The organism is Burkholderia sp. NRF60-BP8, assembly GCF_001522585.2.
Taxonomy (GTDB): domain Bacteria; phylum Pseudomonadota; class Gammaproteobacteria; order Burkholderiales; family Burkholderiaceae; genus Burkholderia.
Genome location: NZ_CP013373.1, coordinates 2,132,729 through 2,145,556 on the forward strand (window position 1 = coordinate 2,132,729; position 12,828 = coordinate 2,145,556).

The window sequence follows — 12,828 nt, forward strand, 5'->3', positions numbered from 1 at the left end:
GGCCAGACTCGACACCCTCTGATGAAGCATCCGAACTCAACCATGCAAACCGTCGCGGTACTGGACTTCGAAACAACCGGGCTGTCGCCGAATCTGGGCGACCGTGCGACCGAAATTGCCGTCATCCTGCTGCGCGACGGGCAAATCGTCGACCGTTTCCAGAGTTTGATGAATGCAGGCAGACGCATCCCGTCGGATGTCGTTGCGCTCACCGGCATCACCAACGACATGATCGCGGCGGCGCCACCAGCGTCCGAGGTCATGAAGGAAGCGGCGGCGTTCGTCGGCAAGCATGCGGTCGTCGCCCACAACGCCGGTTTCGACAATCGCTTCTGGCAGTCGGAACTGGGGATGCTCGGCATGTCGGCCGACCATGCGTTTGCGTGCACGATGCTGGTGGCGAGACGGATCTACCCGGACGCCAGGAGTCACCGCCTGTCGAGCCTGGCCGAGATGCTGCGGTTGCCGCAGACGGGCCGTGCGCACCGCGCGATGGTCGATGCCGAGATGGCTGGGCATCTGTGGTGCCGGTTGCAGCAGGATATCTCGCGGACTTACGGGCTAGACCGGATCGATCACGCGCTGATGTCGCGGGTTCAGGCGACGACCAAGGCGAAGGTGCCGATGTATCTGCGGTCGCTTGGGCGGGCGTGTGCGTGACGCATCCCGTCCCGGAACGGAAAACACGACACGCGCTGACTGATTGCACCCGTTAACGCAAAACGGCCTGGCAATGAATTGCCAGGCCGTTTCTTGCCCGCGTGAGCCGGGGCAGCATGCCATCCAAACCGGCAACCCGCTTGCGAACTATCGCGACATCAAGCGATGCGCAACGGCACAAGCGGAATCGAACGCCGGTTCAGTCGGATTGCTCACTCCCACTCGATCGTCGCCGGCGGCTTCCCCGAGATGTCGTACACGACCCGGTTGATCCCGCGCACTTCGTTGATGATCCGGTTCGACGCGCGGCCGAGCAGTGCATACGGCAGGTGCGCCCAGTGTGCGGTCATGAAGTCGGTCGTCTGCACCGCGCGCAGCGACGTCACGTAGTCGTACGTCCGCCCATCGCCCATCACGCCGACCGACTTCACCGGCAGGAACACCGCGAACGCCTGGCTCGTCAGGTCGTACCACGTCTTGCCGACGTCGGCCTCGCCGCACAGGCCGGCAGCCGCGTCCTGCGCGGTGGCCGTCGTGCCGCGCAACTCCTCGATGAAGATCGCGTCCGCACGGCGCAGCAGGTCCGCGTACTCGCGCTTCACTTCGCCGAGAATCCGCACGCCGAGGCCCGGGCCCGGGAACGGGTGGCGGTACACCATCTCCGGCGGCAAGCCGAGCGCGACGCCCAGCTCGCGTACTTCGTCCTTGAACAAGTCGCGCAGCGGCTCGAGCAGCTTCAGGCCGAGCGTCTCCGGCAGGCCGCCGACGTTGTGGTGGCTCTTGATCGTCGTCGCCTTCTTCGTCTTCGTGCCGCCCGATTCGACCACGTCCGGGTAGATCGTGCCCTGCGCGAGCCACTTCGCCTTCGACAGCTTCTTCGCCTCGGCCTGGAACACCTCGACGAACTCGCGGCCGATGATCTTGCGCTTCGCTTCCGGATCGGTCACGCCGGCCAGGTGGCCGAGGAACTGGTCGGACGCATCGACGTGCACGACCTTCGCATGCAGGCGGCCCTCGAACATGTCGAGCACCATCTTGCCTTCGTTCAGGCGCAGCAGGCCGTGATCGACGAACACGCACGTCAGCTGATCGCCGATCGCACGATGGATCAGCGCGGCCGCGACGCTCGAATCGACGCCGCCCGACAGGCCGAGAATCACTTCCTCGTCGCCGACCTGCTCGCGGATCTTCGCGACGGCTTCCTCGATGTGGTTCTTCATGATCCAGTCGGGCTTCGCGCCGGCGATCTGCAGCACGAAGCGTTCGAGGATCTGGCGGCCCTTCACGGTGTGCGTGACTTCCGGATGGAACTGCACCGCGTAGTAGCCGCGCGCCTCGTCGGCCATGCCGGCGATCGGGCAGCTCGGCGTCGACGCCATCAGCGCGAAGCCCGGCGGCAGCTCGGCCACCTTGTCGCCGTGGCTCATCCAGACCTTCAGCATCCCGTGGCCTTCGGCCGTCGTGAAATCCTCGATACCGTCGAGCAGGCGCGTATGGCCGTGCGCACGCATTTCCGCGTAGCCGAATTCACGATGGTCGCTCCACTCGACCTTGCCGCCGAGCTGCACGGCCATCGTCTGCATCCCGTAGCAGATGCCGAGCACCGGCACGCCGAGCTCCCACACGGCCTGCGGCGCGCGCAGCTGATGGTCTTCGTACGTGCTCGCGTGGCTGCCCGACAGGATCACCGCCTTCGGCGCGAACTCGCGGACGAAGTCGTCGGACACATCGTTCGGATGGATTTCGCAGTAGACGTGCGCTTCACGCACGCGCCGTGCAATCAGTTGGGTGACTTGCGAACCGAAGTCGAGAATCAGGATTTTGTCGTGCATGGCTGCGGACGGGATGAAGAGAATAAGAAAAGCAGCGCATCGAGCGCTGCGTCAAAAGCATGGTCGGCGGCGTCGGGCGGCAGGCGGCACGCGCGACGCATCGCCGGTCAATCCTGCGACGGCGGGCGCGCGTCGAACGCGACGCTGCCTGATGCGCGGTCGGACGCGGCCGACGAGGTCGCCGCGGCCGGCGCCGAAGGCGCCACCGGACGGCCGACGACCGGCTCGACCCGCGGCTGCGCTGCGGAGGCCGGCGCCGGTTCGACCGGACGCTGCGCGCTCCGGCCTTCGAGCGCCTGCACTTTCTCGCGCCGGCGCACGGCCGATGCGAGCCGCACGCCGCCGAGGCCGAGCACGATCAGCGCGACTCCGGCCACGGCCGACAGCACCCGGCCGGCGGCCGCGAGCGCGGGCCCGCTGCCGGTGCCGATCGACCACACGACCGTCAGCACGCCGGTCAGCCAGTACACGTGGCCGACCGACCGCGCGACGGGCGCCGTGAGGTCGCCGTTGAACGCCGCATGAAACGCGAGCCACGCGAGCCCGAGCAGCGCGATACCGAACGCCTGGCCGAGCATCGCCGGCTGGACGTTCGCCAGTTGCAGCGCGTTGAACAGCGCCTGCCAGGGCGTCAGCACGAACAGCACGCCGAACGCCAGCAGCAGCACGGCATCGACGATCAGCACGGCTCGCAGCAGCGGTTTCATCGGCGATCAGTCCACGTGATAGTTGGGCGCTTCCTTCGTGATCTGCACGTCGTGCACGTGCGACTCGCGCATGCCCGCCGCGGTGATCTGGACGAATTCGGCCTTCTCGTGCAGCTCGTCGATCGTGCGGCAGCCGCAGTAGCCCATGCTGGCGCGCACGCCGCCGACCAGCTGGAACAGGATCGCGTTGACCGAACCCTTGTACGCGACGCGGCCTTCGATGCCTTCCGGCACGAGCTTGTCGATGTTCGCCGAGTTGTCCTGGAAGTAGCGGTCCGCCGCGCCGTCCTTCATCGCGCCGACCGAACCCATGCCGCGATACGACTTGTACTGGCGGCCCTGGTACAGGAACACGTCGCCCGGCGCCTCTTCGGTGCCCGCGAACATGCTGCCCATCATCACCGCGTTCGCGCCGGCCGCGAGGGCCTTCGACACGTCGCCCGAGAAACGCACGCCGCCGTCGGCGATGCACGGCACGCCGGTGCCCTTCAGCGCTTCGGCGACGTTCGCGATCGCGCTGATCTGCGGCACGCCGACACCCGCGACGATCCGCGTCGTGCAGATCGAGCCCGGGCCGATACCGACCTTGACCGCGTCCGCGCCGTACTCGACCAGCGCCTTCGCGGCGGCGGCCGTCGCGATGTTGCCGCCGATCACCTCGACGTGCGGGAAGTTCTGCTTGACCCAGCGAACGCGCTCGAGCACGCCCTTGCTGTGACCGTGCGCGGTATCGACGACGATCACGTCGACGCCGGCCTGCACCAGCAGCTCGACGCGCTCTTCGTTGTCCGGGCCGACGCCGACCGCCGCGCCTGCGCGCAGCTTGCCGTGTTCGTCCTTGCACGCGTCAGGGTGCTCGGTCTGCTTCGTGATGTCCTTGACGGTCATCAGGCCGCGCAGCTCGAACGCGTCGTTGACGACCAGCACGCGCTCGAGGCGGTGGCTGTGCATCAGCGCCTTCGCTTCGGCGAGCGGCGTGCCTTCCTTGACCGTGACGAGGCGCTCGCGCGGCGTCATGATCGACTTGACCGGCTCGTCGAGGCGCGTTTCGAAACGCAGGTCGCGGTTCGTGACGATGCCGACGAGCTGCGGGCCTTCGACGACCGGGAAGCCCGAGATGCCATGCTGGCGCGACAGCGCGATCACGTCGCGCACCTTCATTTGCGGCGGGACCGTGATCGGGTCGCGGACGACGCCCGACTCGAAACGCTTGACCTTCGCGACTTCGCGGGCCTGTTCGGCCGGCGTGAGGTTCTTGTGGACGATACCGACGCCACCCTGCTGCGCCATCGCGATCGCGAGGCGACCTTCGGTGACCGTGTCCATCGCGGCGGACACGAGCGGCATGTTCAGGGAGATGTTGCGGGTCAGCTTGGTCTTGAGGCTGGTGTCGCGCGGGAGAACGTCGGAGAAGGCGGGAACGAGGAGCACGTCATCGAAAGTGAGTGCTTTTTGGATCAGACGCATGGCAAATCCTATGGGCGCAAAAGCGAATTATACGCGAAGCGCTGCGAATTTTCACAACACGAACAACGGCTTAGCCGGTTTCGGCCGTTCGGGGGCCGAATCGTTCGGATCGCCGTTCGGTTCGTTTTCGATCGCTTTTCGTTTCATCGCCGCATCGAGCCATTCGCGCAACCGCGGCCGGGCGGCACGCGGCCGTGTCGCGGCGGAGCCACGGCCGCGGCGGCGGCCGCGCACGGCCAGGCGCCCCGCCGCAGCGGCTGGCGTGCCGCGCGTCACGCCAGCCCGGCCGCGCGGACGATCATCGCCGCGCCGCCCGCCACCGCCGCGCAACCGACGATCCGCGCGACGCGTTCGCCGGCCGGCGCCACGCGTTCGGCGGCGATCGCCACCGTCACCGCGGCCATCACGCGCAGATCCATCATGCCGGCCGCCAGCGCGACCGCCATCAGGTTCCCGCAACACGCGCCGCATCGGGTGGCAGCGCGCACGCCGTACCGCCATGCCGTGACCGGCGCCGCCCGCGGCCAGGGCGCGTGCGCCGCCGCGTGCCGGCAGCACGCCAGCCGGCGCGCCTTCCAGCCGGAGAATTGCAACGCGCCCGCGGCCGCCACGACGGCGCCGGCCGCGAAGGGCATCGCACGGGCGAGCGCCGGGAGCCGGGCGCCGGCCGTCGTCAGTGCGGCGCCGGCCGGAAACACGAGCGCCCCGAGCGCCATCCAGACCGAGAAATATCCCGCCCCCACGACGACGACGAGCCAGGCCGACCGCGCCGTCCGCGGACCGATGCGCTGCCAGTCATGCCAGAGCTGCGGCGCGAGCACGGGCAGCATCATCGTCACCGTCATCGCGCCCCACATTCCGACGAACGCCGCGAATGCGCGCCCGGCGCCCCGGCCGCACGGCCGCAGCCAGACGGCCGAGGCCACCCAGCCGCCGGACATCGGTTCGCCGCCCATCGCGGCCATCGACGCGTGCTGCGCCAGCGTCGCCATCGCGGCGAGCACGAACACGGCCACGGCCGCCGCGCCGAAGGCCCGCGGATCGGCTGCCGCGTCGCCGGTTGTCGGCCGCGTCATCGCGCGCTCCCGCTCGCAGCCGGCCGCTCAGCCGCGCGCGTACTCGTCGTGACGGCGCCACCACGGGCCGGCCTCGTTGCGGCCGCGCGGCGCGCGATCGAGCCACTGGTACATTCCCCACAATCCGTCGAGGCCGCGCGCGTAGGTCGAATACGTGTGATAGACGGCGCCGTCCTCGCGCACGAACGCACTCATCCCCGGCCGGTCGAGCGAATACGTGGCCGCGTCGGTGCCGCACGTGGCCGCGAACTGCACGACGGGCGCCGGCGGCGGATCCATGTCCATCGCGTGAGCGGCCCGCGCATAGTTGTATTCGATGTCGCCCGCGCGCTGCTGCGTTTCGGTGAACGACACGTTGAAGTCGAAGTTGAAATCGCTGCCGACCGACGACGCCCACGGAAACGTCCATCCCATCCGCTGTCGGTAGGCGAGCAGTTTCGCGAGCGGCGCGCGCGACACGGCCGCGAGCGTCACGTCGTGATGCGCCAGATGCACGGCGAAGCCGTCGAAGCCGTCGGCGAGCGCCGAGCACGACGGGCAGCCGGCCTTGTAGTCGGGGCCGAACATGAAGTGATAGACGAGCAATTGCGAACGGCCGCCGAACAGGTCGTCGAGCGTCGCCTGCCCTGCTTCGGTATCGAACCGGTAGGTCTTGTCGACGCGCACCCACGGCAGCGCCTGGCGCCGCCGCGCGAGTTCGTCGCTTTGCCGCGTCAGCGCCTTTTCCGCATCGAGCAGCGCGCGGCGTTCGGCCAGCCATTCGTCGCGGGTTCCGGTGAGATGGGTCGTCATTGCGGGTTCCTCCTTCCGATGGGTATCCGGGCACGGCGTACGGGGCCGTGTGCGTGGTGCTAGATTAGTGCCGGGCATCGGACCGGAGGGAGTGACAAGTGTGTCGGGATTCGAATGGATTCGCTGATCACCGCGGCCGCGCACGCGCTCGCCGCCGGTGACGCGCTCGGTGCGCTGAACCGCGTCGCGCTGCGCGACGATGCGCCGGCGCTCGCGCTGCGCGGCATCGCGCTCGCGCAGCTCGGCGATTTCGACCGTGCACGGGCGCTCGTGCGCGGCGCCGCCCGTGCGTTCGGCGCGAAGGAAGCGGTCGCACGGGCGCGCTGCGTCGTCGCGGAAGCCGAGATCGCGCTCGCGTCGCGCGACCTGCACTGGCCCGCGCGTGCGCTCGATGCGGCCTGCGCGACGCTCGATGCGCACGGCGACCGCGCGAACGCCGCGCATGCCCGCTACCTCGGCGTGCGCCGGTTGCTGCTGATCGGCCGTCTCGACGAGGCCGAGCGGCTGCTCGCGCATCTCGATCCCACGCCGCTGCCGCCCGCGTCGCGCGCCGCCCATGAACTGATCGCGGCCGGTATCGCGATGCGCCGCATTCGCACGCACGCGGCCCGTGCGGCGCTTGCCCGGGCGCGAACGGCCGCCCACGCCGCCGGCATCGCCGCGCTGGCGGCCGAGGTCGACACCGCCGCGCGCGTGCTCGACGCACCGGCCGCGCGGCTCATCGCGCGCGGCACGTCGCGGCTCGTGCCGCTCGACGAAGTCGAGACGCTGTTCGAGTCGAATGCGCTCGTCGTCGACGCGTGCCGCCACACGGTGCGCGATGCGCGCACGACCGTGTCCCTCGCGCGGCGTCCGGTGCTGTTCGTGCTCGCCCGTGCGCTCGGCGAGGCATGGCCGGCCGACGTGTCGAGAAATGCGCTCGTCGCCGCCGCGTTCCGCGCGAAACAGGCCGACGAATCGCATCGCGCGCGGCTGCGTGTCGAGATGGGCCGGCTGCGCGCGGTGCTGCGCCCGCTCGCGAACGTCGTCGCGACGCCGCGCGGCTTCGCGCTCGAGCCGCTCGGCGTGCGCGAGACCGTCGTCCTCGCGCGCCCGGTCGACGATCGCCATGCGGCCGTGCTCGCGCTCCTCGCCGACGGCGAAGCGTGGTCGAGCTCCGCGTTGGCGCTCGCACTTGGCGCCAGCCAGCGCACCGTGCAGCGCGCGCTCGATGCGCTCGCGGAAACCGGCAAGGTACAGGCGCTCGGGCGCGGACGCGCGCGCCGCTGGCTGACGCCGCCGCTGCCCGGATTCGCGACGACCTTGTTACTCCCGGTCGCGTTGCCGGGCGATTAGGATGGCCTCATCGAACGACGAGGTGACGAACATGAAACGCTCCGCTGCAGACATCCTTCGCGAGTACGGCCCGTTTCCGGGCGTCGACGGCGTACACGGCGTCACGTTCGACGGGCAGCACGTGTGGTATGCGTCCGGCGACAAGCTGAATGCGCTCGACCCCGAGCGCGGCACGACCGTCCGTTCGCTCGACGTCGCCGCGCACGCGGGCACCGCGTTCGACGGCCGCCATCTGTTCCAGATCGTCGAGGACCGCATCGCGAAGATCGACCCCGAATCGGGCCGCGTGCTCGCGACGATTCCGGCGCCCGGCGGCGGCGCCGATTCGGGGCTCGCGTGGGCGGAAGGCACGCTGTGGGTCGGCCAGTACCGCGAACGCAAGATTCATCAGGTGGATCCGCAATCGGGCGCCGTGCTGCGCACGATCGAATCGAACCGCTTCGTCACCGGCGTGACGTGGGTCGACGGCGAGCTGTGGCACGGCACGTGGGAAGCCGACCAGAGCGACTTGCGGCGCATCGATCCGCGCACGGGCCAGGTGGTCGAGCAGATCGACATGCCGGCCGGCGTCGGCGTCTCGGGGCTCGAATCCGACGGTCACGACCGCTTCTACTGCGGCGGCGGCAACAGCGGCAAGCTGCGCGCCGTGCGCCGCCCGGCGCGCACGCGTGCCGCCACCGACGGCACGCAGGCGCCACCCGATCCGGCAGAAGATTGATGCGCCGCCCGTCGAAGCCGTTCGACGCGCCGCGCCCCGAGTGCAGGAATGAACAAGACGCCGCCGCGACGGCCTCGCTAAGATGCGCGCACCTCGGTCATTTGTTCGGAGCGGTCGATGCAGCGCGGCGTGGTGTACGGTGTCCTGGCAGGCGCCCTGTGGGGCATGGTGTTTCTCGTTCCGCGGCTGCTGACCGATTTCTCGCCGTTGCTGCTGAGCGCCGGCCGCTACGCGATGTACGGCCTCGTGTCGCTCGCGGCCGCGTTGCCCGCCGCCCGCTCGCTGCTCGCGCGGCTGACCCGCGAGGATCTCGCCGCCCTGGTGAAGCTCGCCATCGTCGGCAACGTCGCGTATTACATGCTGCTGTCCGGCGCCGTGCACCTGATCGGCATCGCGCCGAGTTCGCTGATCGTCGGCGTGCTGCCCGTGACCGTCACGCTCGCGGGCCTCGGCGACCATGGCGCCGTGCCGCTGCGGCGGCTCGCCGCCCCGCTCGCGCTGGTGATCGCCGGCATCGTCTGCATCAACGTCGACCTGTTCACGTCCGAAGCCGCGCACGCCACGACGCTGGCCCAGAAACTCGCGGGCATCGCGTGCGCGGCGGGCGCGCTCGCGAGCTGGACCTGGTACGCGGTGGCGAATGCACGCTACCTGCAACGTCATCACCGCTTCGGCGGCAACGAATGGTCGGTGCTGTGGGGTGTCGTGACGGGCCTGCTCGGCGGGCTCTGCTGGCTGGCGATCCTCGCGCTGCCGGCCGGCATGGTGCAGCCGGCCGTCCCGGCGTCGCGCTGGCAGTTGTTCTGGCTGCTGAACCTCGTGCTCGCGATCGGCGCGTCGTGGCTCGGCAACGGGCTGTGGAATGCCGCGTCGAAGCGGCTGCCGCTCACGCTGTCGGGTCAGCTGATCGTGTTCGAAACCGTGTTCGCGATGCTGTACGCGTTCGTGTACGACCGGCGGATGCCGCACGCGCTCGAGATCGCCGCACTCGTGCTACTGCTCGCCGGCGTATACGGCTCGGTGCGACGGCACGGCGACACGCCGGGCAGCGCGCCGGCAAACGCAAACGCCGCGGCCCACTGAGCGCCGCGGCGTTTGATCAGACCAATCGGGGCGAACGACGCGTCAGCGCGCGTCCTTGTGCATCCACTTGCGGCCCTCGATCGAGCCGTCGCGGCGAGATTTGTCGACGCGCCGCTGGCGCGCGAGCTTCGGATCGACGATCAGCGGACGGTAGATCTCGACGCGGTCGTGATCGACGAGCGGCGCGTCGAGCGGCGCGAGCTTGCCGTAGACGCCCGTCTTCGCGTGTGCGAGATCGATCTCCGGATGCAGCGCGAGCACGCCGCTCGCGTCGATTGCCGAGCGCACGGTCGCGCCTTCGGGCAACGACAGCGGAATCAGCGTCTGGCGGTCCGGCAGTGCGTAGCAGACTTCGATCGACAGCATCGCGTCACCCCTTTCCGTAGCGCTGGTCCGCGCGCTTCACGAACGAATCGACGAACGTGTTCGCGATGTGGCTGAACACCGGCCCGATGATCTTCTCGAGCAGGATGCTCGAAAATTCGTAATGCAGCGCGAATTCGATCTTGCACGCATCGGCGCGCAGCGCCGTGAAGCGCCACGAGCCCGTGAACTTCTTGAACGGGCCGTCCGTGAACTCCATGTCGATCCGCGTCGGGCGCTGCTGCGTGTTGCGCGTCGCGAAATGCTGCTTGATGCCCTTGAAGTTGATGTCGATGCGCGCTTCCATCCCGCTCTCGTCCTGACGGCGAATCTCGACACCGCCGCACCAGGGCAGGAAATTGGGGTAGTCGGCCACGTCGGTGACGAGGTCGAACATCTGTTCCGCCGAATGACGGATCAATACGGTTTTCTGGACATCTGCCATAAATCGCGCGGCATCGCTCAAAGTGGGAACGCCAAGCCGGGCGATTCTCGCCCCGCTTTGCTAAAATCGTGATTTTAAACGACTTGGCCCGATCCTTTCATGAGCATCATCGACAACAGGAAAGCGCACTTCGATTACCACATCGAGGAACGCTACGAGGCGGGGCTCGTGCTCGAAGGCTGGGAAGTCAAGGCGCTGCGCGCCGGGCGCGGCCAAATCAAGGAAGGCTACGTCGTGGTGAAGAACGCCGAGATCTTCCTGATCGGCACCCATATCAGCCCGCTGCCCGAAGCCTCGACGCACATCAAGCCCGACCCGGTTCGCACGCGCAAGCTGCTGCTGCACCGCGAGGAAATCAAGAAGCTGATCGGCAAGGTCGAGCAGCGCGGCTACACGCTCGTGCCGCTGAACTTCCACTACAAGGGCGGTCGCGTGAAGTGCGACATCGCGCTCGCGAAGGGCAAGAAGCTGCACGACAAGCGCGAAACCGAAAAGAAACGCGACTGGGAACGCGAGAAGGCGCGCATCATGCGCGCCGGCGCCTGACCCGCACGACCTGCATCGCAAACGACACGGCCCGCTCGAAGCGGGCCGTGTTGCATTGTGTCGTGCAATGCGTGTGAGCGCCGGCCGGACCGCCGCTCACTACGCCGGATGAATCGCTGCGTCGCGCTCCGGCCATGCATACGCGGCTACGCTGAAGCTGCGCGACGATTCGCCGCATGCCCGCGCACCTCTTCAGCACATGCGCGGCGCAATCCCGTCGCACAGCCTCTCCTACGCTGCATCGCGGGCACGCTAACTACGCGCGTCACGTTCAGCCCTTCGCGCCCGCGGCCGCCCCCGCGCTCTTGACGATCGTCAGCGCCGACGAGATCGCGGTGCCGAGATCCGCCAGGTTCGACGGCACGATCAGCGTGTTGCCCTGCTTCGCGAGATTCGAGAACGCGCCGACATACTGCTCGGCGACCTTCAGGTTCACCGCGTCCATCCCGCCTTGCGACTGAATCGCGGTCGCGATTTTCTGGATCGCCTGCGCGTTCGCCTCGGCCACCGCCAGAATCGCGGCGGCTTCGCCCTGCGCCTGGTTGATCGCGGCCTGCCGCTCGCCTTCGGACTTCTGGATCGCGGCTTCGCGCGCCCCCGACGCGAGGTTGATCTGTTCCTGCTTGCGGCCTTCGGATGCAGCAATCAGCGCACGCTTTTCACGCTCCGCGGTGATCTGCGCCTGCATGGCGTGCAGGATCTCCTTCGGCGGCGTCAGGTCCTTGATCTCGTAGCGCAGCACTTTCACGCCCCAGTTCGCCGCGGCGTCGTCGAGCGCCGACACGATGCTGTGGTTGATGAAATCGCGCTCCTCGAAGGTCTTGTCGAGCTCGAGCTTGCCGATCACCGAGCGCAGCATCGTCTGCGACAACTGCGTGATCGCGAGCACGAAGTTGCTCGACCCGTACGACGCCTTCATCGGATCCATCACCTGGAAATACAGCACGCCGTCGACCTGCAACTGCGTGTTGTCGCGCGTGATGCAGACCTGGCTCGGCACGTCGAGCGGAATTTCCTTCAGCACGTGCCGGTACGCGATGCGATCGACGAACGGCAGCACGATATTGAGACCGGGCGACAGCGTCGCGTGATAGCGCCCGAAGCGCTCGAGCACCCATGCATGCTGCTGCGGCACGATCTTCACCGTCTTCGACACGATCACGATCGCGATGACGAGCAGGACAACCCAGATGATCAGCGAATCCATGAATATTTCCTCCTTGTTGTATCAGCGGACGATCAGCCCGCGGGTTTCGCCACGACCACGAGGCGGTTGCCGCGCACGGCGCTCACCTGGTACACGTGCGCATCGTCGCGCTCGCCGTGCGCGAGCTCGACGTCCCAGTCGGCGCCGCGATACCGTACGCGCGCGCGGCCGTCACGCCACGCGTCGACCGTAACGGTCGAGCCGATATCGAGATTGACGTCGGGATTCGTCGACGTGTCGCGCTTCTGCTTGCGGCCGAGCCCCGAACGGCGCAGCACGATCATCGCGACGATCGCGACCACGGCCGCCGCGCCGAACTGCACGTGCGGCGCGAAACCGGCCAGTTGCAACAGCCCGCCCGCGAGAAAGCCGAGCGCGATCATCAACAGATAGAACGTGCCGGTCAGCAATTCGGCGACGACCAGCACGCCGACTCCGACCCACCAGAACAGATGCCCCGACATCATTGTGGTCTCCCGAAAAACGTCCCCGATGCTCACTATATTCGCTGCGCGCGCGGCTGTGCGCAGCGGCCGGTGCGCTTGAGATGGCCCACGCGTACCGACGAAAAAAAACACCCCGGTGCTTACCGGGGTG

General features: G+C 68.3%; 14 protein-coding genes. 5 read left to right on the top strand and 9 right to left on the bottom strand.

All coding sequences use genetic code 11. The features are described 5' to 3' along the window. Positions 1–42 precede the first annotated feature (42 nt). A complete protein-coding gene (locus WS54_RS23315; protein ID WP_059780866.1) occupies positions 43–660 on the top strand; it encodes a 3'-5' exonuclease in 618 nt (205 codons plus the stop codon). 212 nt (positions 661–872) lie between these two features. Here the strand turns inward: WS54_RS23315 and guaA are convergent, their stop codons facing one another. From guaA to WS54_RS23345, 5 genes are all read right to left on the bottom strand, one after another. Then, a complete protein-coding gene (guaA, locus tag WS54_RS23320; protein ID WP_059505925.1) occupies positions 873–2,492 on the bottom strand; it encodes a glutamine-hydrolyzing GMP synthase in 1,620 nt (539 codons plus the stop codon). A 107-nt stretch (positions 2,493–2,599) separates the two neighbouring features. After that, positions 2,600–3,199, bottom strand: coding sequence for a hypothetical protein (locus tag WS54_RS23325; RefSeq protein WP_059780865.1), 600 nt, complete (start codon positions 3,197–3,199; stop codon positions 2,600–2,602). Positions 3,200–3,205: 6 nt separating this feature from the next. Continuing rightward, positions 3,206–4,666: an IMP dehydrogenase gene (guaB, locus tag WS54_RS23330; protein ID WP_034207642.1), complete on the bottom strand. Its 1,461-nt coding sequence runs from the start codon at positions 4,664–4,666 to the stop codon at positions 3,206–3,208. Positions 4,667–4,938: 272 nt separating this feature from the next. Continuing rightward, positions 4,939–5,742: a DUF2182 domain-containing protein gene (locus WS54_RS23340; RefSeq protein ID WP_059780862.1), complete on the bottom strand. Its 804-nt coding sequence runs from the start codon at positions 5,740–5,742 to the stop codon at positions 4,939–4,941. A 27-nt stretch (positions 5,743–5,769) separates the two neighbouring features. Further along, the gene (locus WS54_RS23345) at positions 5,770–6,534 is read right to left on the bottom strand and encodes a DUF899 domain-containing protein (RefSeq protein WP_059780860.1); all 765 of its coding nucleotides are present in this window, start codon (positions 6,532–6,534) and stop codon (positions 5,770–5,772) included. Between the two features lie 114 nt (positions 6,535–6,648). Here WS54_RS23345 and WS54_RS23350 point away from each other — a divergent pair, with 114 nt between their 5' ends. The 3 genes from WS54_RS23350 (at position 6,649) to WS54_RS23360 (ending at position 9,670) form a co-directional block, all read left to right on the top strand. Continuing rightward, positions 6,649–7,869, top strand: coding sequence for a hypothetical protein (locus WS54_RS23350; RefSeq protein ID WP_059780859.1), 1,221 nt, complete (start codon positions 6,649–6,651; stop codon positions 7,867–7,869). A 31-nt stretch (positions 7,870–7,900) separates the two neighbouring features. Further along, positions 7,901–8,587, top strand: coding sequence for a Vgb family protein (locus tag WS54_RS23355; RefSeq protein ID WP_059781090.1), 687 nt, complete (start codon positions 7,901–7,903; stop codon positions 8,585–8,587). Between the two features lie 117 nt (positions 8,588–8,704). Continuing rightward, positions 8,705–9,670 (top strand): DMT family transporter, encoded by a 966-nt coding sequence (locus WS54_RS23360; RefSeq protein WP_059780857.1) that lies wholly within the window; start codon positions 8,705–8,707, stop codon positions 9,668–9,670. 42 nt (positions 9,671–9,712) lie between these two features. Here the strand turns inward: WS54_RS23360 and WS54_RS23365 are convergent, their stop codons facing one another. Both WS54_RS23365 and WS54_RS23370 read right to left on the bottom strand, forming a co-directional pair. Continuing rightward, positions 9,713–10,036: an RnfH family protein gene (locus WS54_RS23365; protein WP_050012887.1), complete on the bottom strand. Its 324-nt coding sequence runs from the start codon at positions 10,034–10,036 to the stop codon at positions 9,713–9,715. A 4-nt stretch (positions 10,037–10,040) separates the two neighbouring features. Then, on the bottom strand, positions 10,041–10,478 hold the full coding sequence (locus tag WS54_RS23370; RefSeq protein ID WP_034188832.1) for a type II toxin-antitoxin system RatA family toxin: 438 nt from the start codon (positions 10,476–10,478) through the stop codon (positions 10,041–10,043). A 99-nt stretch (positions 10,479–10,577) separates the two neighbouring features. On the opposite strand from WS54_RS23370, the gene smpB reads away from it, so the two are divergent. Further along, entirely contained in the window at positions 10,578–11,024 is a 447-nt protein-coding gene (gene smpB, locus WS54_RS23375; protein WP_034181129.1) for an SsrA-binding protein SmpB, read from the top strand. Positions 11,025–11,295: 271 nt separating this feature from the next. Here the strand turns inward: smpB and WS54_RS23380 are convergent, their stop codons facing one another. Beyond that, the gene (locus tag WS54_RS23380) at positions 11,296–12,231 is read right to left on the bottom strand and encodes an SPFH domain-containing protein (RefSeq protein ID WP_034207649.1); all 936 of its coding nucleotides are present in this window, start codon (positions 12,229–12,231) and stop codon (positions 11,296–11,298) included. A 32-nt stretch (positions 12,232–12,263) separates the two neighbouring features. Next, positions 12,264–12,698: an NfeD family protein gene (locus tag WS54_RS23385; RefSeq protein ID WP_059780855.1), complete on the bottom strand. Its 435-nt coding sequence runs from the start codon at positions 12,696–12,698 to the stop codon at positions 12,264–12,266. Positions 12,699–12,828 lie beyond the last annotated feature (130 nt).